General features: G+C 33.2%; 23 protein-coding genes. 8 read left to right on the forward strand and 15 right to left on the reverse strand.

The genetic code is table 11. The features are described from left to right. Positions 1 to 4 precede the first annotated feature (4 nt). On the forward strand, positions 5 to 1,069 hold the full coding sequence (locus BUB82_RS08310; protein WP_234949775.1) for an NAD-dependent epimerase/dehydratase family protein: 1,065 nt from the start codon (positions 5 to 7) through the stop codon (positions 1,067 to 1,069). Here BUB82_RS08310 and BUB82_RS08315 read toward each other — a convergent pair. Genes BUB82_RS08315 through BUB82_RS08325 form a run of 3 tightly spaced genes read right to left on the reverse strand, consistent with a single transcriptional unit; the run spans position 1,059 to position 3,545 of the window. Further along, positions 1,059 to 1,496 carry a DUF4296 domain-containing protein gene (locus tag BUB82_RS08315; RefSeq protein ID WP_159432030.1) on the reverse strand — a complete coding sequence of 146 codons (438 nt, stop codon included), beginning with the start codon at positions 1,494 to 1,496 and terminating at the stop codon, positions 1,059 to 1,061. The two genes, BUB82_RS08310 and BUB82_RS08315, sit on opposite strands and share 11 nt — an antisense overlap. After that, on the reverse strand, positions 1,486 to 2,826 hold the full coding sequence (locus BUB82_RS08320; RefSeq protein ID WP_073193160.1) for a dihydroorotase: 1,341 nt from the start codon (positions 2,824 to 2,826) through the stop codon (positions 1,486 to 1,488). The genes BUB82_RS08315 and BUB82_RS08320 overlap by 11 nt, the downstream gene beginning before the upstream one ends. Next, a complete protein-coding gene (locus BUB82_RS08325; RefSeq protein WP_073193161.1) occupies positions 2,823 to 3,545 on the reverse strand; it encodes a polyprenol monophosphomannose synthase in 723 nt (240 codons plus the stop codon). The genes BUB82_RS08320 and BUB82_RS08325 overlap by 4 nt, the downstream gene beginning before the upstream one ends. Before the next feature lie 83 nt (positions 3,546 to 3,628). Here BUB82_RS08325 and BUB82_RS08330 point away from each other — a divergent pair, with 83 nt between their 5' ends. Together BUB82_RS08330 and BUB82_RS08335 are read left to right on the forward strand one after the other, a co-directional pair. Continuing rightward, positions 3,629 to 4,267, forward strand: a complete 639-nt coding sequence (locus BUB82_RS08330; RefSeq protein ID WP_073193162.1) for a DUF4271 domain-containing protein — start codon at positions 3,629 to 3,631, stop codon at positions 4,265 to 4,267. A gap of 19 nt (positions 4,268 to 4,286) precedes the next feature. Then, the gene (locus BUB82_RS08335) at positions 4,287 to 5,039 is read left to right on the forward strand and encodes a uroporphyrinogen-III synthase (protein ID WP_073193163.1); all 753 of its coding nucleotides are present in this window, start codon (positions 4,287 to 4,289) and stop codon (positions 5,037 to 5,039) included. A 40-nt stretch (positions 5,040 to 5,079) separates the two neighbouring features. On the opposite strand, the gene pckA is transcribed toward BUB82_RS08335, so the two are convergent. Both pckA and BUB82_RS08345 read right to left on the reverse strand, forming a co-directional pair. Further along, positions 5,080 to 6,675, reverse strand: a complete 1,596-nt coding sequence (gene pckA / locus BUB82_RS08340; RefSeq protein WP_073193164.1) for a phosphoenolpyruvate carboxykinase (ATP) — start codon at positions 6,673 to 6,675, stop codon at positions 5,080 to 5,082. Positions 6,676 to 6,750: 75 nt separating this feature from the next. Then, entirely contained in the window at positions 6,751 to 7,137 is a 387-nt protein-coding gene (locus tag BUB82_RS08345; protein ID WP_073193165.1) for a DUF423 domain-containing protein, read from the reverse strand. A 73-nt stretch (positions 7,138 to 7,210) separates the two neighbouring features. Between BUB82_RS08345 and BUB82_RS08350 the strand changes: the two genes are divergently transcribed. The 3 genes from BUB82_RS08350 to BUB82_RS08360 all read left to right on the forward strand — a co-directional run bounded on the left by BUB82_RS08350 (position 7,211) and on the right by BUB82_RS08360 (position 12,266). Continuing rightward, positions 7,211 to 8,572, forward strand: a complete 1,362-nt coding sequence (locus BUB82_RS08350; protein ID WP_073193166.1) for a saccharopine dehydrogenase family protein — start codon at positions 7,211 to 7,213, stop codon at positions 8,570 to 8,572. 75 nt (positions 8,573 to 8,647) lie between these two features. Next, positions 8,648 to 11,236 carry a T9SS-dependent M36 family metallopeptidase gene (locus tag BUB82_RS08355; protein WP_073193167.1) on the forward strand — a complete coding sequence of 863 codons (2,589 nt, stop codon included), beginning with the start codon at positions 8,648 to 8,650 and terminating at the stop codon, positions 11,234 to 11,236. Positions 11,237 to 11,294: 58 nt separating this feature from the next. Beyond that, a complete protein-coding gene (locus tag BUB82_RS08360; protein ID WP_073193269.1) occupies positions 11,295 to 12,266 on the forward strand; it encodes an ABC transporter ATP-binding protein in 972 nt (323 codons plus the stop codon). Here the strand turns inward: BUB82_RS08360 and BUB82_RS08365 are convergent. After that, positions 12,263 to 12,694: a hypothetical protein gene (locus BUB82_RS08365; RefSeq protein ID WP_073193168.1), complete on the reverse strand. Its 432-nt coding sequence runs from the start codon at positions 12,692 to 12,694 to the stop codon at positions 12,263 to 12,265. The two genes, BUB82_RS08360 and BUB82_RS08365, sit on opposite strands and share 4 nt — an antisense overlap. Before the next feature lie 102 nt (positions 12,695 to 12,796). On the opposite strand from BUB82_RS08365, the gene greA reads away from it, so the two are divergent. Beyond that, the gene (gene greA, locus BUB82_RS08370) at positions 12,797 to 13,273 is read left to right on the forward strand and encodes a transcription elongation factor GreA (protein ID WP_073193169.1); all 477 of its coding nucleotides are present in this window, start codon (positions 12,797 to 12,799) and stop codon (positions 13,271 to 13,273) included. Here greA and BUB82_RS08375 read toward each other — a convergent pair. The 9 genes from BUB82_RS08375 to BUB82_RS08415 all read right to left on the reverse strand — a co-directional run bounded on the left by BUB82_RS08375 (position 13,270) and on the right by BUB82_RS08415 (position 18,975). Continuing rightward, positions 13,270 to 14,019, reverse strand: a complete 750-nt coding sequence (locus BUB82_RS08375; RefSeq protein ID WP_073193170.1) for a GIN domain-containing protein — start codon at positions 14,017 to 14,019, stop codon at positions 13,270 to 13,272. The genes greA and BUB82_RS08375 overlap by 4 nt on opposite strands. Continuing rightward, a complete protein-coding gene (locus BUB82_RS08380) occupies positions 14,016 to 14,288 on the reverse strand; it encodes a hypothetical protein (RefSeq protein ID WP_073193171.1) in 273 nt (90 codons plus the stop codon). Before BUB82_RS08380 ends, BUB82_RS08375 begins: the two co-directional genes overlap by 4 nt. A 24-nt stretch (positions 14,289 to 14,312) precedes the next feature. Continuing rightward, entirely contained in the window at positions 14,313 to 15,122 is an 810-nt protein-coding gene (locus tag BUB82_RS08385) for an acyloxyacyl hydrolase (protein ID WP_073193172.1), read from the reverse strand. A 31-nt stretch (positions 15,123 to 15,153) separates the two neighbouring features. Beyond that, positions 15,154 to 15,969 carry a purine-nucleoside phosphorylase gene (locus BUB82_RS08390; protein ID WP_073193173.1) on the reverse strand — a complete coding sequence of 272 codons (816 nt, stop codon included), beginning with the start codon at positions 15,967 to 15,969 and terminating at the stop codon, positions 15,154 to 15,156. After that, a complete protein-coding gene (locus BUB82_RS08395) occupies positions 15,966 to 16,577 on the reverse strand; it encodes a TIGR04282 family arsenosugar biosynthesis glycosyltransferase (RefSeq protein ID WP_073193174.1) in 612 nt (203 codons plus the stop codon). The genes BUB82_RS08390 and BUB82_RS08395 overlap by 4 nt, the downstream gene beginning before the upstream one ends. Beyond that, entirely contained in the window at positions 16,577 to 17,071 is a 495-nt protein-coding gene (locus tag BUB82_RS08400) for a rhodanese-like domain-containing protein (RefSeq protein WP_073193175.1), read from the reverse strand. Before BUB82_RS08400 ends, BUB82_RS08395 begins: the two co-directional genes overlap by 1 nt. Before the next feature lie 15 nt (positions 17,072 to 17,086). Further along, complete coding sequence (gene arsS / locus BUB82_RS08405) at positions 17,087 to 18,151, reverse strand: arsenosugar biosynthesis radical SAM (seleno)protein ArsS (RefSeq protein ID WP_073193176.1); 1,065 nt, start codon at positions 18,149 to 18,151, stop codon at positions 17,087 to 17,089. A gap of 19 nt (positions 18,152 to 18,170) precedes the next feature. Next, positions 18,171 to 18,506, reverse strand: coding sequence for an arsenosugar biosynthesis-associated peroxidase-like protein (locus BUB82_RS08410; protein WP_073193177.1), 336 nt, complete (start codon positions 18,504 to 18,506; stop codon positions 18,171 to 18,173). Positions 18,507 to 18,609: 103 nt separating this feature from the next. Beyond that, entirely contained in the window at positions 18,610 to 18,975 is a 366-nt protein-coding gene (locus BUB82_RS08415; protein ID WP_073193178.1) for a hypothetical protein, read from the reverse strand. 191 nt (positions 18,976 to 19,166) lie between these two features. On the opposite strand from BUB82_RS08415, the gene BUB82_RS08420 reads away from it, so the two are divergent. Beyond that, complete coding sequence (locus BUB82_RS08420) at positions 19,167 to 20,519, forward strand: c-type cytochrome (protein ID WP_073193179.1); 1,353 nt, start codon at positions 19,167 to 19,169, stop codon at positions 20,517 to 20,519. The last annotated feature ends 13 nt before the right edge of the window (positions 20,520 to 20,532 follow it).

The raw sequence follows: 20,532 nt of genomic DNA on the forward strand, positions 1-20,532 counted from the left end.
AATTTTGTCACAAAGATACCATTATGAAGCTTTTTTCCTACAAGCTAAGTATATTTACCAAATGAATTTAATTACAGGCGCAACAGGTTTTTTAGGAACGCATTTAACTGCACACTTAGTAGGTTTAGGTGAAAATTGTATTTGTTTTTATAGAACTGAAACAAAGCGAGACTATGCGCTTAAAATTATTAAAACCTATTCTGAAATAACCGATTTACTTATAGAACAAAATATTAAATGGGTTAAGGCTGATCTTTTAGACATACCAAAGTTGAATCATGTCTTTTCTACTTATGAAGTTACTCAAGTATATCATTGTGCCGGAATGATTAGTAATGCCCCAAGTGATTATAAAAAGTTACGGAAAGTAAATATTGAAGGCACTGCTAATATTATCAATTTTAGTCTAAAATATCATGTACAGAAATTTTGCCATGTTAGTAGTATTGCTACGCTAAGTAAAAACCCAGAATTAAGCCTTATCGATGAACAAATTACAATTTCAGAACATGACAAAACTAACGCTTATGCCATTGCAAAATATGGTGCTGAGCGAGAAGCATGGCGTGGATCACAAGAAGGCTTAAATCTTATAATCGTTAACCCTGGCGTAATATTAGGACATGGATTTTATAATCAAGGTAGTGGTGAAATTATAAACAAATACGCAAAGGGTTTTCAATTTTATTTTAATAAAACAACTGGTTTTGTGGGAGTTTATGATTGCTGCAAGGCTATGCATTTACTCATGCAGTCTTCATTAAAAAATGAACGCTATATTTTAGTTGCTGAAAACTTGAATTTTAAAATCTTAGCAGCAAAAATCGCTACTTTATTTAGTGCAAAACCACCTCGAATTAAAATAAAGAAATGGATGTTATTTATCTTTTGGCTTTTTAGTTTACTTACCACATTATTAGGAAAAAAACGACAAATGACTAAAGACTTGATTACTTCACTTTTTGAAAGTGATGCGTATAGTAATGATAAAATAAAAACAGCAATTCAATTTGAGTTTCAAACAATTGATGTTGTTTTAAAACAAATTAAAGAAAACTCTAATTTTTAATTGAGACTTTAGCATTTTTTATCGAGTCTTGTCGCTTTTTGTTTTGATCAATATTGAACATTTTAATGCTATCTTTCACTTTAGCTATGGAGTCTACATTAGTTTTCTTTCTTTGCAGGCGTGCTTTAACTGAGTCATAAATAACAATATTAACTTCAAATTGCTGGTTATAGTATTCTAAATTTTGGCGCAGACGTGTACTATCAATATCATATTTAGTTTTGATAACATCATATAATCTAATATCATTAACTCTAAATTGGCGCTTAGAAATATTTTTTGCAGCATCCATTAACATCATATCTTCTATAATGTCAATCATTTTTTGTTGAGAAATGAGTTCGTCAGGTTCTTTTACTTCATAGGTATCCTGGCAAGCCAAGAGATTAAAAAGCAAGATACCAAAAAAGGCAATTTTAACGCTCAAATGTAATTTGAATTCCCGGTTTATCATCACTGAATTTAAAATTTTTATAAACTAAATTACCATTGACAAAGGTATGTGTAATTCTAGATCTAAATGAGTTGCCATAAAAAGGAGACCAACCACATTTGTAGAAAATATTATCTTGGTTAACTGACCATGGCTCATTAGGGTTTACTAAAACTAAATCTGCAAAATAGCCTTCCTTTATAAAGCCACGTTTTTCAACGTCGAATAATTGCGCTGGATTATGCGCTGTTTTTTGAACAATTTTTTCAACTGTAATTTTACCCTGATGATAGGCTTCAAAAAGCGCTGGCAAGGCATGTTGCACTAATGGACCACCACTTGGTGCTTTTGTATATGTCTGTTGCTTTTCTTCTTTAGTGTGTGGCGCATGATCAGTAGCTATAACATCTATTTTATCACTATTTAAAGCCTTCCATAATGCATCTTGGTCTTTTTTAGTTTTAACAGCAGGATTCCATTTAATAAATGTTCCTTTTTCTTTATAATCTTGATCAGAAAACCATAAATGATGAATACAAACTTCAGCAGTTATTTGCTTCTTGTTCAGCGATTTTTTATTACCAAACAATCCCATTTCTTTAGCCGTTGATAAATGAAACACATGTAACCGTGCTCCAGTTTTTTCAGCTAATTTTATAGCTTTTGAAGATGATAAATAACAAGCTTCTTCACTCCTAATATTAGGATGTTCGCTGATTGGAATATCTTCGCCGTAAGTTGAAATGGCTTGCTGTAAATTATGCTTTATAGTAGCTTCATCTTCGCAATGAGCAGCTATAATTAATGGCGAATGTTTAAAAATTTGCTCTAACACATTTTCATCATCAACCAACATATTTCCTGTTGATGACCCTAAAAATAACTTTAAAGCTGGCGTAATTTTAGGGTTAATTTTTTTGATCTCTTCAAGATTATCATTGGTACCGCCAAACATGAAAGCAAAATTTGCAAAACTATTATTGTTGGCTATTTGGCGCTTTTCTTCAAATAAAGTTTGCGTTGTGGTTTGCGGATTGGTGTTTGGCATCTCGAAGTAAGAGGTAATTCCACCAGCAACTGCTGCTTTAGAACCTGTTAAAATGGTTTCTTTATGTGTTAAGCCAGGTTCTCTAAAGTGAACTTGATCATCAATCATTCCAGGAATCAAAAAATTTCCTTCAGCGTCAATAACTTGAGTTGTATTTGATTTTACACTGATAGAGCTATCAATTTCAGCAATGATTTTATCTTTTACCAAAACATCACCTTCAATAATTTTGCCTTCATTGACAATCTTTGCATTCTTAATTAAATATTCCATTATAATTTTCCAAAAAGTTTAGTTAGTCTCATTCTTATAATTCCAAACACTGCTTCTGTGATAATTTTACTACTCATCTTTGAAGTTCCTTTGGTTCTATCCGTAAAAATAATTGGGATTTCTTCAACTGAAAAGCCTTTGTGGTAAGCTTTGTATTTCATTTCAATTTGAAATGCGTATCCAATAAATTTAATTTTATCAAGATTTATTTCTTTTAAAACTTTCGATTTAAAACAGGCAAATCCGGCAGTTGTGTCTTCAATAGGTAAGCCTGTCATGACTTTTACATATTTAGAGGCTAACCAAGACATTAAGACACGTTTCATAGGCCAATTTACAACATTTACGCCGGTTAAATAACGCGAACCAATCGCGAGGTCTACATTATTTTGCTCACAGGCTTTATTCAATAAAATTAAATCTTTAGGGTTATGAGAAAAATCGGCATCCATCTGAAAAATTAAATCATAAGCTTGATCTAATGCCCATTTAAAGCCATGAATATAAGCTTTACCTAAACCATTTTTAGCATTGCGAACTTCTAAAAACACCTGATTAAAATTAGCTTGTAATTCTTTTACTTTTTTTGCTGTTCCGTCTGGTGAATTATCATCAACTACCAAAATATCTAACTGTAATGGTAACGAAATTATTGCTGAAATTATATCAGATATATTTTCAATTTCGTTATAGGTTGGTATAATGACGAGTCTTTTAAGCATGAAATTTATAAAATACAAATGTAATTAATTTGAATGCATAGATAACATGCATCAAAAGTAATTAGTGTAATTTTGCGAGACTTATGGAAGTAATACTTCGAAACATAGCAACTAACAACTGGCTTTTTTTAAGTTTACTTGGTATTGGCTTTTGTATGGTCATTGCTAAACGCTTAAATGAAGCTACATTTAATTTATTTTTTAAATCTGATTTATTAAAATCTTACTTAGCAGAAAAAGAACGCTTAAAATTTAATTTTAACACCGCTGACATATTTCTGGTAACTTCAGCACTTCTGATTATTTATAATATCTTTAAAATATATCAGCCTAGATTAAACATCAATTTATCGCCTTTAGAGTTAACTTTGTTAAGTACTGGTGTATTAATTTCAAAAATGGTATTTGAAGTTTTCATAGGTTACCTATCAAATTCAATTAAGCAATTAAAGTTATATGCTGTTACTAAAGCAGGCGCATTGGTGTTTTCAACACTTATTTGTTTTCCTTTTTTTATAGTTTATCACTTAAATGATGACCTAAGTCAAAATTTTATCTCTGTTGTTTTAATCCTATTTGTTATGATTAACCTTGCTATCATTGGCTTTCAAGTGTATAAAGAACGAAATACACTATTACCACATTGGTTTTATTTTATTTTGTACATTTGCAGCCTTGAAATAGCGCCTATAATTATCGGCCTGTATTGGTATAAATTTTAGGTGTTTCAAATCGAAACCTATGAAAGTTAAGACTATCCTAATCTCTCAACCTGAACCTAAAGTAGATAATTCACCTTATGCAGAATTAGAATCTAAATTGAAGGTAAAGATAGACTTTATACCTTTTATTCATGTTGAAGGCGTTGATTCTAAAGAGGTTAGGCAACAAAAAATAGATTTACACAATTATACAGCAATTATTCTTACAAGTAGAAATGCTGTTGATAATTATTTTAGAATTGCAGAAGAAATGCGTTTTAAAATTCCAGATACGATGAAGTATTTTTGCCAAAGTGAAGCTGTTGCTTACTATTTGCAAAAGTATGTGGTTTACAGAAAACGCAAGATTTATGTTGGTAAGCGTAATTTTCAAGACCTTGTGGCTTATATTAAAAAGCATAAAGATGAGAAGTTTTTATTACCATCTTCTGATACGCTAAAACCGGTTATACCTCAACAATTAGATAAATTAGGCATTGATTGGACACGTGGGATTTTTTACAAAACAGTAGTTAGTGATTTATCACACTTGAAAGAAGTTTTTTATGATGTTGTTGTCTTTTTTAGCCCAAGTGGAATTAAATCGCTTTTTGAAAATTTCCCAGATTTTGAACAGAAAAACACAAGGATTGCCGCTTTCGGTAAAACAACTTTAAAAGCTGCTAAAGAAAAAGGCTTAAAAGTTCAAATTAAAGCGCCGACTCCAGAAGCACCTTCTATGACTATGGCCATAGAAAATTATGTTATAAATGCAAACAAAAAAGCCAATTAAATAATTGGCTTTTTTTTCAGTTTTAAAATAGTGACCACTTCTATTTTAAAGGCCCACCATTAATTATTTCTTCATTTGCATAGTCTTCAAACTGCTTGAAGTTATCTTTAAATGATTTGGCTAGAGTCATTGCTTTTTTATCGTAAGCTTCTTGATCTGCCCAAGTTTGTTTTGGGTTTAAAACTTCATTAGGCACGTTAGGACATTCTTTAGGCATGTGTAAACCAAAAATTTCATGTTGCTCAAACTCAACTTGGTCTAACAGACCTTCTAGGGCTGATGAAATCATTTCTCGGGTGTATTTTAACTTCATTCTACTTCCTGTACCGTAAGGACCACCTGTCCAACCTGTATTAACTAACCAGACATTAACACCAGCTTCCTGCATCTTTTTACTTAGCATTTCAGCGTATCTTGTTGGATGTAATGGCATAAATGGCGCTCCAAAACATGCTGAAAAACTTGGTAAGGGTTCATCAATTCCAGCCTCGGTTCCTGCAACTTTTGCTGTATAGCCACTAATAAAGTGATACGCCGCTTGACCAGGAGTTAACTTACTGATTGGAGGTAACACCCCAAAAGCATCTGCTGTTAAAAAGAAAATATTTTTTGGATTTTCGCCAACAGAAGGTTGCTTAATGTTATTTATATGATGAATTGGATAACTTACTCTTGTATTTTGGGTTATTGTTGCATCTTTAAAATCTACTTCACCATTATTAATCACAACATTTTCTAATATTGCGCCAGGTTTAATTGCTCTATAGATATCAGGCTCTTTTTCTTCGGTTAAGTCAATAACTTTTGCATAACAACCACCTTCAAAATTAAAAACTGTATTTTCATTAGTCCATCCATGTTCATCATCTCCAATTAAATAACGTTCTGGGTCAGCTGAGAGTGTTGTTTTCCCTGTTCCAGACAAACCAAAGAAAATAGCGGTATCTCCATCTTCACCAACATTTGCAGAGCAATGCATTGGTAAAGTATTCTTCATCACTGGTAGTATAAAATTCAAGGCTGAGAAAATACCTTTTTTAATTTCGCCTGTATAACCAGTACCACCAACAAGTGCAATTTTTTTTGTGAAATTAAGAATGGCAAAATTGTGGGCTCTCGTTCCGTCAACTTCAGGGTCAGCTTTAAATCCCGGTGCATTAACAACCGTCCATTCTGGCGTAAAGTTTTCTAGTTCGGCTTCATCAGGTCTTAAAAACATATTGTAAGTAAACATATTACTCCATGGATACTCATTAATATGTCTAATCTTAACCTTATAGTTTTCATCTGCACAAGCAAAATTATCACGAACAAAAAGTTCTTTATCTGAAAGGTAGTTAACAACCTTATCATAGAGTTTATCAAACTTATCAGATTCAAAAGGAATGTTAATATCACCCCACCAAATTTCGTCTTTTGTAATTGCATCTTCAACAATAAATCGATCTTTTGGAGAGCGACCCGTAAATTCACCTGTATTAACAGCCAATGCGCCTGAATTTACTGTGACACCTTGATTTTTTTCGACTGTTATTTTATGAAGTTCTTCAGATGAGAGTTGGTAATGAACCTTAGATGATTGAATACCGTAAGATGTTAACGAAATCGTTTTCGTAACTTTTTCATTTTTTTGCATAATAATGGTGTTGAATTATCATTAGGCAAACAAATTTAAAGACTTATTTCGAAAATCAACTGATTTAAATCAACTTTATTTACTTTTTTTATACACTAAATAAGCACAATAAAACCAAACCATAATTAGCATTAAACCACCTAAAGGCGTAACCAAAGCAATGGTTTTAAAATCAAAACTTGACAATTCATTAGTCGCCAAGCCATAAATTGAACCAGAAAAACATATAATCCCAATTAAATTCAACCAAAAAATTAACCTAATTTGTTGGCTTACAAGTGATTTATAAAAGCTGACACCTATTAAAAATAAGGCTTGGTACATTTGGTAACGTACACCAGTTTCAAAAGTTTCAATAGCGTCTTTTGAAATTAAATTTTCTAAACCATGACTGGCAAAAGCACCTAACACAATTGAAATTCCGCCTAGAATTAGTCCAAGACCTAAAAGCTTTTTATGCATTTTTGTTTAATTTATTTGAATTTATTTACATTCGTGGCTTCGCAAAATTAAGAATTACTAAATAATTAATACTATGACTAACATATTAATAATTGGCGCAGGAAAATCTACTTCAGCATTAGTAAGATATTTACATGAAAAATCAACAGAATTAAATTTTGAAATCACTATTGCTGATAAAGACCTAAAAGTTGCTAAAAAAGCCGCTAATTACAGTTCAACTTCAGCTATAGAATTAGATATTTTTAAAACTGAAGAGCGACAAGCTGCCATCAAAAAAGCAGATTTAGTTGTTTCAATGCTACCAGCGCGTTTTCATATTGAAGTTGCCAAAGATTGCATTGCTTTCGAGAAAAACTTAGCAACAGCTTCTTACGTTTCAGATGAAATGGCAGCTCTAGACCAAGAAGTTAAAGCCAAAGGATTAACTTTTATGAATGAAATTGGTGTAGATCCTGGCATTGACCACATGAGCGCCATGCAAGTAATTGACCGAATTAGAGATGAAGGCGGAAAAATGCTATTATTCGAATCGTTTACTGGCGGTTTGGTCGCTCCCGAGAGTGATGATAACTTATGGCATTACAAATTTACATGGAATCCTAGAAATGTGGTTGTTGCTGGTCAAGGTGGCGCTGCAAAATTCATTCAAGAAGGCCAGTATAAATACATTCCTTACCAACGTTTGTTTAGACGCACCGAATTTTTAGAAGTTCCTGGCTATGGACGTTTTGAAGGACTTGCCAACCGAAACTCACTAGCTTATCGTGACGTTTATAACATCAAAGACATCCCAACACTTTACAGAGGTACATTGCGTAGAGTTGGTTTTAGCAAGGCTTGGAATGTGTTTGTGCAATTAGGGATGACTGATGATTCTTACACCATAGAGAATTCTGAGAACATGACCTACCGTGAATTTGTAAATTCTTTTTTACCCTATTCTCCAACAGACTCTGTTGAACTCAAATTAAGACATAACCTTAAAATAGATCAAGACGATTTAATTTGGGATAAACTTTTAGAACTCGAAATCTTCAATAACAACAAAGTAATTGGACTCAAAAATGCGACGCCGGCACAAGCATTACAAAAAATTTTAGAAGACAAATGGACGCTCAACGCAGATGATAAAGATATGATTGTAATGTACCATAAATTTGGGTATGAACTCGATGGTAAAAAACAACAAATCGACTCTACAATGGTTAGTATCGGGGAAGACCAAACCTTTACCGCTATGGCGAGAACAGTTGGTTTACCACTAGGAATTGCTGTGGTAAAAATGATTTCTGGTGAAATCTCTAAACCTGGTGTTTTAAGACCAATTCACCCTGAAATTTATAACCCTATATTGAAGGAATTAGAAACTTACAATATTAAATTCTCAGAAACAGAACGTGATTACTTAGGCTATAACCCAGACCAATTATAAAAGTCTCTAAACAGATTTAACAATTATTCAATCTAAAAATACTACTTTTTTAGGTATCATTACAAAAAGCCATAAATGAAATACACTTACATTGTTTTCTTACTGTTAACGGTCGTTACTTTTGGACAAACACCTGAACAGCAAATTGATAGTTTTCTTGAGCTTGAGGTGAAAACTGAAAAATTTTCTAAAGCAGATGTCGCCAATCTAAAAGTAGATAGCCATCATTTTTCTAAAAGTTTAGAGGCTCATATTTATTATATGCAGCAAATGTATAATAGCACACCTATTTACAATGCCATTGGGAATTTTGTCATTAAAGATGGTAAAGTTGTATCATTTACACATAGTTTTAAGGCAGAGATTACTGATAACATCAATCAAACAAATGCAACCTTATCGCCTATTGAAGCTGTGAACAGCTTAATTGAAAGCTTAGAAATTGGTACTAAAGGCGAGACAACTCGTGTTATTTCAGCTGAAGACACTAAACACTATGTTTTAGAAAACCAAGGTGCTTCTTCTGAAGCTATTCAAGTTAAACTAATGTACGTCGAAGACCAAAACCAACTTAAGCTCAGTTGGGATATCTCACTTTATGAAAAATCAACATTACATTGGTGGAGTGCCCAAATTGATGCAAGTTCAGGTGAATTAATTAATTTAAACGACTGGATGTTGAGCTGTAATTTTGACAATCATTCGCATAATAAGCATAAAGCGCAATTACAATATAAAACTGAAGTCACTAATGTTTTAACAGCAACTTCTACAAATATTGGCACTTACAATGCTTTTCCTATGCCAGTTGAGTCTCCAAATCATGGATCAAGAACACTAATTAGCAACCCATCTAATCCAGCTTCGCCAAATGGATGGCATGACACTGACGGTATTAGTGGCGCAGAATACACAATAACACGAGGAAATAATGTTTATGCTCAAGAAGATCGAAACGGAAATGATGGTAATGGTTATTCTCCTGATGGTGGTCCTGATTTAAATTTTGATTTCCCATTAGATTTCAACTCTACACCTGCGTCTTATCAAGATGCATCGATTACTAATTTATTTGTGTGGAATAACTTAATGCATGACGTTTGGTTTAATTATGGTTTTGATGAAGAAGCTGGTAATTTTCAAGAATATAACTACGAGACACTTTCGTTCTTTGAAAACGATCCTGTTTTAGCTGATGCTCAAGATGGCAGCGGCTTAAACAATGCTAACTTTGGCACACCACCAGATGGTTTTAGCCCACGTATGCAAATGTTTTTATGGTCACCAGCTGGACAACCTGACCCACCTTTAAGCATTAATAGTCCTTCAATTTTAGCTGGAGATTACAATGGTATTCCTGCGGCATTTGGTGGTGAGATTCCTGTTGACCCTATTACTGCTAATTTAGCCTTAGCTTTAGATAACACAAGCTCTTCAGATGTTTTAGATGCTTGTGAGCCATTAACTAATACTGGCGCTTTAAGTAATAAAATAGTCGTCATTAGACGTGGAACTTGTCCGTTTGTTGATAAAATTGAACAAGCTCAAAATGCAGGTGCCTTAGCTGTTATTATGGTTAATAATGTTCCTGACAATCCTATTGTTATGGGAGGCGAGAGTTTTTCTATCACAATACCATCCATAATGGTTTCTCAAAGTGACGGAGAAGCAATTATTAGTACTTTACAAGCTAACACAACTGTTAATGCAACTTTAGTTAATAATGGTCCTTACGAGAAAGATGGTGATTTTGATAATGGTATTATAAGTCATGAATATGGTCACGGCATCTCTACGCGCTTGACTGGTGGTAAATCGCAGTCAAATTGTTTGTTTAACGAAGAGCAAATGGGCGAAGGCTGGAGCGATTGGATTGCTTTAATGATGACTTTAGAACCTGGAGACTTAGGGACTGATGGCCGAGGCATTGGAACTTTTGCCGTAAGCCAACCAATTGATGGTAACGGCATTAGACCGTTTAAATATTCAACTAACACAACTACAAATCCTTCGAGTTACAACTTAACAAATAATCCAGGATTATCAGTACCACATGGTGTGGGCTTTGTTTGGTCTACCATGCTATGGGATTTAACTTGGGCTTTTATTGATGAATACGGTTATGATAACGACATTTATAATGGTAATGGTGGTAATAACAAAGTTATGCAATTGGTTATTGATGGGTTAAAGTTACAAGCATGTGAACCTGGATTTATTGACGGCCGAGATGCTATTTTGCAAGCAGATTTAATAGCAAATAATGGTGAAAACCAATGTTTAATTTGGGATGTTTTTGCTTCTAGAGGTCTTGGATATAGTGCAACTCAAGGTGATTCAACTAATAGATTTGATCAAAGTGAGGCTTTTGACTTACCACCAACTTCTGAGCTTAATTGTACTTTAGCTTCAAATGCATTTGAAAATAATGAATTGATTATATATCCAAACCCAACTACAAATCAGTTTAAATTAAATTTTAAAAACAATATTGATGTTAATCAAATTCAAATAAAAATTTACAATGTTAACGGACAATTGGTTCAACAAACACAACTTACAAAAAACAAAACTGTTAATACAAATAGTTTAAAAAGCGGAATTTACATTGTGAAAGTTAGCAACGATAACATAAGTTTTACTGAAAAATTAATCATTCGGTAAACCTATAATTTTAACTTTGCAAACCTTGGTTAACCATCAGTTAGCCAAGATTTTATTTATGCTAAAACTCAATTACATCAGCGTATTTTTTGATGGCCAACCTGCCTTTCAAAATATAAACTTAACACTCAACCAAGGGAAAAACCTTGCAGTTATCGGCGAAAGCGGTTGTGGAAAAAGCACACTTTTAAAGTCAATATATGGGTTGATTGATCTGAATGAAGGCGAAATCACTTGGAAAAATAAACCTATAAAAGGCCCTAAATTTAACCTGATACCAGGTTTTAAAGACTTTAAATTTTTAGAACAAGAATTCAACTTAATGCCATACACAAGTGTTAGCGAAAATATTGCAAAACACTTATCGCGTCAAACGCCAACCGAAACTAAAGAAAAAGTAAGGTTCTTTTTAAAACTTTTAGACTTAGAACATCTCGAAAACAAAAAAGTCAAAAACCTTAGCGGTGGCGAGAAGCAACGCGTTGCCTTAGGTCGCGCTTTGGCTAAAAAGCCAGAATTGATAATACTTGACGAACCATTTAGCCATATAGATCACTTTAAAAAACACAAACTTAGACATGCGTTATTTTCATATTTCAAACGTGAAAATATCAGCTGTATTATCGCCACTCACGACACTGAAGATGTTTTAGGTTTTAGCGATAAAACTTTAATTTTAAAAGATGCCCAACAAATTGATTTCAGGGAAACAGAAACGATTTATAATCAACCTAAAAACAAGTATTGCGCATCACTTTTTGGTGAGGTAAATACAATAATTCCAGAGGCATTTCAACTTAAGCACGAGTTTAAAACTGATGAGCTAATTATATATCCTAACGAAATTATTATTTCGCCTAAAACAAATTTTACTGCTGAAGTGACCGATTGCTTATTTAAAGGAAATCACTATAAGATTTACATCAAACACAAACAATTCAACTTAGTAATGCAACATCATTGCAAAGTTGAAGCAAAGACGATTAATTTCAGTATAGATGTAAAAGCCATCAAAAAACGTTTAAACTAATTAAAAATATTTAAAACATCGCCACCTTGATTAATCCGATAAGCATATAATGGATACTTCAAATTTTCACCGCTAAGCGGCTGACCTGTAACTAAACTATAAACATTCTGCGAACTACAATTAGATTCAGCTTCTAAACCATTAATCTCTAGGCGAGAGCAATCTTGCGGTAAAATGTTAGGGTCGGCAGCATCCCAAGCTAAAAATCCGCTTCCTGTATTAACAACTATTACGCCTAAATTACCTTGGTTAGAAACATACATGGCATTTCCCGGAAAATTAAGTTGATTAAATTGTGGTAAATTTAAACTTACCTGGATATTAACATTAATTTCAAGTAAATTGGGATTACGGTTTTGTCTTTCTTCACTTTCACAAGCTGTAAGTAAAACAAAACTAAATAGAAAAAGCAAAAACGACTTGACCATAATATTCAAACATTAATTGATTTGAAACTGTAAATTTATTACATTTGTAAGATAGAATCTCATTTATTGGGGTTCTTTTTTTGTTATATAAACCTAATAGTTATGAGTAAAGTATCATATTATACTGAAGAAGGACTTAAAAAGTTAAAAGCAGAATTAGACCAACTAAGAGATGTTGAACGACCTAAAGCTTCACAAGCTATTGCTGACGCGAGAGATAAAGGTGATTTAAGTGAAAATGCCGAGTATGATGCTGCAAAAGAAGCTCAAGGAATGCTAGAAATGCGCATCTCTAAACTTGAAGAAGTTGTTGCTAATGCACGTGTGATAGACGAGTCTCAATTAGACACTTCAAAAGTACTTATTCACAGTTCGGTAGAGCTTAAAAACATGAAAACGGGGCAAAAAATGGCCTATAAATTGGTAGCACAAAGTGAAGCTGATTTAAAATCAGGTAAAATTTCAGTTGACTCACCTATCGGCAAAGGGCTTTTAGGCAAAAAAGCGGGTGATAAAGCCGATATTGAAGTTCCAAATGGCCATATTACCTTTGAAATCTTAGACGTTAGTCGGGATTAATCATTAATTATAAGTTCACCTGTGTAGAAGCTTTCTACCTCAGCAAAATCAGGAACTTGATTAAGTATAATATTTCCACTGGAGCGAATTTCACCACTTATTGAATTTGTTGTTCCCAAATATGAGTGATTACTTGATCTGTAAAATAAGTTTATTGACTCTGAGGTTAGTTCTTTTGCATTAACAGCACTTATCCCACTATAAATTTGTAAATTAAGTTGCTCTACTTCACCGCTTAAATTAAACTGGCTTACCCCAGTTGAAATAATGGTAGTTGAGTGGTTATTTATAAGCAAATCAAAACTACCTAAGCCAAAGTTGCTAAGTTCTTGGTTAGTGTCTGAAATTAGTTTTAAACTATTTAGATTTAAGGTGTCCCTAGAATACACAGTGTAAGCACTATTATTGTAAATAGTCGTTAATTGTTTAAGATATAATTTAAGACGAACTTTGGGCGCTTGGCTTGTTGAAATGCATGAATTCTGAAGTGAAATCTCGAGCTTAGTGTTATCTTGATTAACGTGAAATGTGCCATTTTTAGCACTAAAAGCTTCAGTTATAATAAGGTTTTCAGTTGAAGGAATAAGTTCTACCTCTAAAAACTCACCCACCACTAAAGTATCAAAATCTGATATAACATAGTTTTTTGATTCAGTAGTATTTGTTTCAAAACACTGAGATATGGTGTCGTTTTGGCAAGAAATCAAAAATAATAAGCCAACTAAAACTGCTAAAGTTTGTTTCATAATTTAAATCCTATACCAACTTCTAAACCTTCTGCTTTTGCATAATGAGATTTTAATAAGATAGAAGCATAAATGTGTTTACTCATCATATATTGAATTCCGATTCTAGTGTAAATTCTATCTAGATATTTGGTTGGATAATAAAGGTAATACCCTAATTGTGAAACTAATTTCAAATGGCCTAAATGAAATTTATGCCCAGCAAAAATCCCGATTCTTTTCCAATCAGCATTTGGGTCAACAGCTTCTTCTGGGTAAGCAGAAGCCATAAATTGGTTATATTCTTTTGCAGCTTAACTCAAAAATAAATCACTTCCTAACTGAACTGAACTCACAAAACTTAATTTTTTTTCTGTTAAGGCTGTTAATGTAAAAAACGGATAAGGTTTAGTATTTAAAATTTCAAGATCGTTAAGGCCGCTAGCTACTATAAAGTGAAATTGAAACGGTCTGTTAACATCTGGTTTAACTGTGATATTTGGCTTTTGATCTAAGCGATTATTTTTAACAAAACTATTATTTAAATTATAAGATACACCAAATTGAAGACCATAATGATTGGTTCCAGAATTAGGTGATTTAATCTTTGCATTAGAAAAGTGCTGAAAAAAAAGGCCAAAGTCAAAATGCAATCGCTTATTAAAATCAGGCGTTAATCTATAATTAAGTTCAAACAAAATATTTGCAAGAATAGAGCTTCCGTAAGCTATGTTTTTAGGATTTTTATTAGCATCAAAACGCTTATTTGTAAACCCAAGACCCAAGCCAGTTGTTAGATATACTCGTCTTTTTAAAAAAAAGAATTTATAAAATCCACTCAAACTGTAAACTTCTCCAAGTGCTGGAGAACCCATATCTTGGTAATTTAAAATTAACCCATAATTCGGGTAATTATAGTATGGATGCCATGCTTTTTCTCCGTTAGTATGAGTTTCTAAAATGGCTGAAATTCCTTTAATTCGATAATTAGCTAAATGAGAAACCTCGTTTTTATGAATAAGGAGTTCGGCGAAATTTTGTTTAACGCCAAAATAGATATTTTTATTTTGACAAAAAGCGTATGAACAAGTGATTAATACAATAAAAAATAAACACTTGTTCATAACCAAAGAATGATTAAAAAACTAAAAATACTTAGACTTCAAGTTTTCCTATTAACTGTTTAAACAAAGTAATCATATGAGGTTCAGCTTTAGCGGCTGTCTCAATAATAGCTTCAACATCAACAGGCTTTAGGTGGTCAGGATCACACTCATCTGTTAAAACTGACACTGCAATAACTGGTAGTTTTAAGTGATTGGCTACAATTATTTCAGGAACCGTACTCATGCCCACGGCATCAGCCCCGATAATTTTCAAATAACGATATTCAGCACGTGTTTCTAGTTGAGGTCCCATAACTGAAGCATAAACACCTTTATGTAAAGTAATGTTATTTTCTTGAGCAATGGCTTCAACTTTTTTACTCATTTTAGGGTCGTAAGGGCAGCTCATATCAACAAAACGATCGCCAGTTTTAGATACACCTTTAAATGCTAATGGAGAACCACCAAGTAAATTTATGTGATCATCAATCAACATGATTTCACCTTTTTTAAAGTCTAAATTAATAGCGCCAGCTGCATTAGAAACCAAAAGTTTTTTGATGCCAAGTCGGTGCATAATTCTTACAGGATAAGTGACATCTAAAAAGTCGTAACCTTCATAAAGGTGAAAGCGTCCTTGCATCACCACTACTTTTTTACCACTTAATTGACCGTAAATTAATTTACCCTTATGAAACTCTACGGTTGCCGTTGGAAAATGTGGAATATGATTATAGCTTACTTCAGCTAATACTTCAACTTCATCTAAAAGTTTTCCTAATCCTGTTCCAAGAATAATACCAACTTCAGGAGATTCAAAGCCTTTATCTTTCAGAAATTCTACAGTTTGTTCTATATAACTCATTGGTAGGTTTTAATAATTTCTTCAAAAATAGGAATGCCAGCGATGTCCTCATAATAATCAACGTCATTTTTTGGCGATAATTGTTTTAATTTTAGCGTTGACAAATCTCTTAATGTACTTTCAAAAACAGTATCGGTTCCCCAAGATTTAGCTTCAAAAACAGACTTATGTAAAGCATTCATCCCTAACAAATAATAACCGCCATCAGTCGCAGGACCAATTACAGCATCGTGATTTTTAAGCGCTTCAAAAGCTCGTGTTAAATCTTCTGGTTGTAAATCATATAAATCTGAGCCTATAATAACAATGTGTTTGTAGTTATTTTTAAAGCCCTGCTCAAAAGCAAACTTCATTTTTTCGCCTAAGTCGCCTTCAGGTTGAATTTGTTTTTCGAAAATAGAATTTTCCCAACAATCATCATCAACAATTGCTTTAGTGTACCACACTTGTTTTTGGGCTTTAACATCAGCTGAAGTTTTTGCGGTATGTTGAACCAAATGTTTATAAATTTCAAGCGCTGCTTTGTCTCCAACAGTTTTAGCTAAACGTGTTTTGCAATGACCTAATTCAGGTTTACGTGTAAATATGACTAGTAAATTATCGTGCATTAATGATAAGATTTTTCTGCATTGATTAGAAACATACCCCAAAATTTGTTGTAAGGATGAACTTTTTTAGTCGCAGTACCAGATAAATTGTAAACTTTAAAGCCTTTATTAAACCATTTAAATAAACCACCATAAAGATTTTTTACGTTTAAGAAACCTGCTTGTTGCAACTGCTCACCAACTTCTTCAGAACGCACTCCAATAGAACAATATACAATAATTTCAGAAGTTTTGCTCAAGTGCTTTACTGTATTTAAATTAAATTCATCATACCCAACCCAAACAGCATTTTTTAGGTGACTTACATCAAATTCAGCCTTGCTTCTTGTGTCTAGTAAAACTAAATTTTCTTTCGATTGAAGTTCGCGATTAAGCATTTCTACATTTATATACGCTACACTATTAGAATTGTATTGATTAATAGCATCTTCAATACTATTTTGACCAAAAGAAAAACTTAGACCACTTAAAAATACTATTAATAATCGCTTCATTCTATCAATCACTTATTATACAGTTGTCCCTTGGCAGCTGCTTCCTGCACCAGCAGTACAGCCATAACAATGCTGTGAAATTTTAATATTTCTGTTTTCTAGAGCAGCTTCATCAAAGTTCTTAATGTGGTTTGACGAACTATCAACTTTCATACATAACATTTGGTTAAAATCACAATCGTACAACCAGCCATCCCAACTTACAGATAAGGTATTTCTGCACATCACATTTTCTACAGCAAGTGGATTGTAAGCTTCAACCAAAGTAGTCATGTAATCTTCATAATTATCTGAGGCAATTAAAAAATCTAAAAAACGTGAAATCGGCAAATTGGTAATCGCCATTAAATGATGAAAATGAATATCAAAATCTTCTTTCAGTGCTTGCTTAAAGTCTCGCTCTAAATCGCTTTGATTCGATGGCATAAATGCACCTGAAGGATTGTAAACTAAATCGAGTTTTAAATTACTTTCAGGCATGCCATAACCTATATTGTTTAAAGATTTTAAGGCTTCAATAGATTTATTAAAAACACCTTCGCCACGCTGTTTATCTGTTTTACCGCGTGTCCAGTGTGGTAATGATGACACGACATGAATGTTGTGCTTCTTAAAAAACTCAGGCAAATCATAATATTTTTTATTAGCCCGAATTATGGTAAGGTTAGACCTCACAATAAAATCTTTAATACCAACTTTAGCTGCTTCTTCAACAAACCATCTAAAATTAGGATTCATCTCAGGTGCACCACCAGTCAAATCTAATGTATGTGCGCCACTATTTTTAATGACGTTTAAGCAATCAATCATCGTTTCTTTGGTCATGATTTCTTGACGATCTGGACCAGCGTCAACATGACAATGAGAACAAACTTGATTACACATGTAACCAAGGTTTATTTGAAGAATTTCAAGCTTTTTGGGTTTCAATTTTTCATAACCTGAGTTGGCAATTTTGGCTTGAAATGTTGGCAATTCACCCGTTTTAAAAACACCATTAGAAAGGTGCTCAAGTTGATTTTCAGCTTTAGCTAATAAACTTTTACGATGGTGAAGAGACTTGATTTTAAGTTTTGGCATAAGAAAATGTTTAAACTATTTAACCGTCTAACTTATTAACTTTTTTCATCATCATTGTACTATGCACTAGAGCTGCACCACTTTTGATAGCTGCACCCACATGAACAGCTTCCATCATTTCTTCTCGAGTTACGCCACGTTGCAAACCATCTTGTGTGTAAGCGTCAATACAATATGGGCATTGTTCAGTGTGGGCAACCGCAAGTGCAATGAGCGATTTTTCACGAGCGGTTAAATTACCTTCTTCAAAAACGCTCGTGTAATAATCAAAAAATTTGTCACCGAGCTCTTTTTGAAATTCAGTAATCGAACCAAACTTTTTTAAATCTTTAGGGTCGTAATAAGAATTATTCATTTGTAGAAATTTTAGTTTATAATACTTACGAAATATGAATGTAGGTTGGTTTGTTTTAAAAACAAATCAATTGTGAAATTTTTTAAGAAATTATAATTGAAATTTAACGTCCTGGCCTAAAGACAAGCGCATTTGGAAAAAACTCTCTAATTTCTAAATAAGCACGATCAGCTTCTAATCTAGTTTTAAAATTGCCCACCCAAAATTTATAATTAGGAGCTTCGTAATGAATAAATCCTTTATAATCTAATTCAGAATCCATGTAGTTATTTTCTGTAACTTGTGCGGCATCAAGTGAACCTGAAAAAAGCTGAATTCTATAAGTTGATTTCAATTGATAACTCTTAACCAATTCGGCTTTTAAGTTAAGTAAGTCTTCGGTTAACTTCAATTTTTCACCTTCAATTTTATGCTGAGAAAAACAGAAATTAAAACCTATTAGAACAATTGTAAGCAACTTAAATTTCATCAAACCAATTTTTCAGCTAAATTAAACAATTGATGTTGTTATTTATTTAGAAAGATTATAAATTATGATTTAACAAATGTCAGTATTCCATAAATGATTGCTAAGTCTTACTTTTGTAATCAATTTGAGCAGGATTATTTTAACAATTTTTAAGAATTAAAACTGCTTTAAACGTAGATAACATCAACACTATGAGAAAGGTGACTTTTAGCCAAGAATTTTTTAAGTATTTATTCCTACTTGTTCTTGTAGTTTCATTTTCAAGCACATATGCTCAAGAAGATGCAACTTCAGAGGAAGCAAAATCAGAAGAAACTGCAGCTGAGCAAACTGAAGAATCAGCAGTACCTGGTGGTGATCCAGCAAAAGGAAAAGAATTGTTTAATTCACTTTGTGCAGCATGTCATAAACCCTATTCAGACGCTGTAGGTCCTGCGCTTCATGGCGTAACTGAGCGCCGTGAGATGGATTGGCTGTATGAATGGATAAAAAACAGTCAAGCTTTAATCAAATCTGGAGATCAGCAAGCCGTTGCTTTATATGAAGAGTGGAATAAGGTAGCTATGAATGCATTTCCACAACTAAGCAATCAGGATATCGATGATATTTTATCGTATGTTGAGCAGCCAAAACCTGAGCCTAAAGTAGCAGTTGCTGCTGAAGCAACAACAGGCGAAGCTCAATCAGGTGGTGGCATTTCAAATGAAATTGTTCTAGGAATTTTAGCGTTTGTATTATTAATGCTAAGTGTTATTTTAATTCTTGTCAATAAAACATTAAATCGTTTTGCGCAAGCCAATGGAATTGAAGTTAAAGATGATAAACCTAAAGGAAAACCGATCTGGGTAGCCTTTGCAGAAAATCAATTCTTAGTGCTTTCAACTGTCATTGTTATGTTGCTAGTTGTGGCTTGGTATGGTTATGGTGGCTTAATGTCTGTAGGTATTGATCAAGGATATGAGCCTATTCAACCTATCCATTATTCTCATAGAATTCATGCTGGCGAAAATCAGATAGAATGTAAGTATTGTCATTCATCAGCTAGAGTATCAAAACATTCTGGAATTCCTTCTCTTAATGTTTGTATGAATTGTCACAAACAAATTGCAGAAGTTGCACCAGAAACCCAAGCTAAGGGAGAACAAGAGTTTAACGTTGATTATAACGCAGAAATTCAGAAATTATACGAAGCAACAGGTTGGGATCCGCAAACGCAATCTTATTCAGGAGAATCAAAACCTGTAAAATGGATTAGAATACACAACCTACCAGATTTCGCTTATTTTAATCACTCACAACACGTTACAGTGGGTCAGATTGAATGCCAAACCTGTCATGGTCCTGTTGAAGAGATGGAAATCATGTATCAAGATGCGCCATTGACCATGGGCTGGTGTATAAATTGCCACCGTGAGACAAACGTTAAGATGGAAGGCAACGAGTATTACGAGAAAATACACGAAGAATTGGCTAAAAAATATGGTGTAGAAAAAGTAACAGCTGCTCAAATGGGCGGAATTGAATGTGGCAAGTGTCACTACTAAATATAAACGAAGA

Origin of the sequence: Psychroflexus salarius, from assembly GCF_900129035.1 — a bacterium.
Lineage (GTDB): Bacteria > Bacteroidota > Bacteroidia > Flavobacteriales > Flavobacteriaceae > Psychroflexus > Psychroflexus salarius.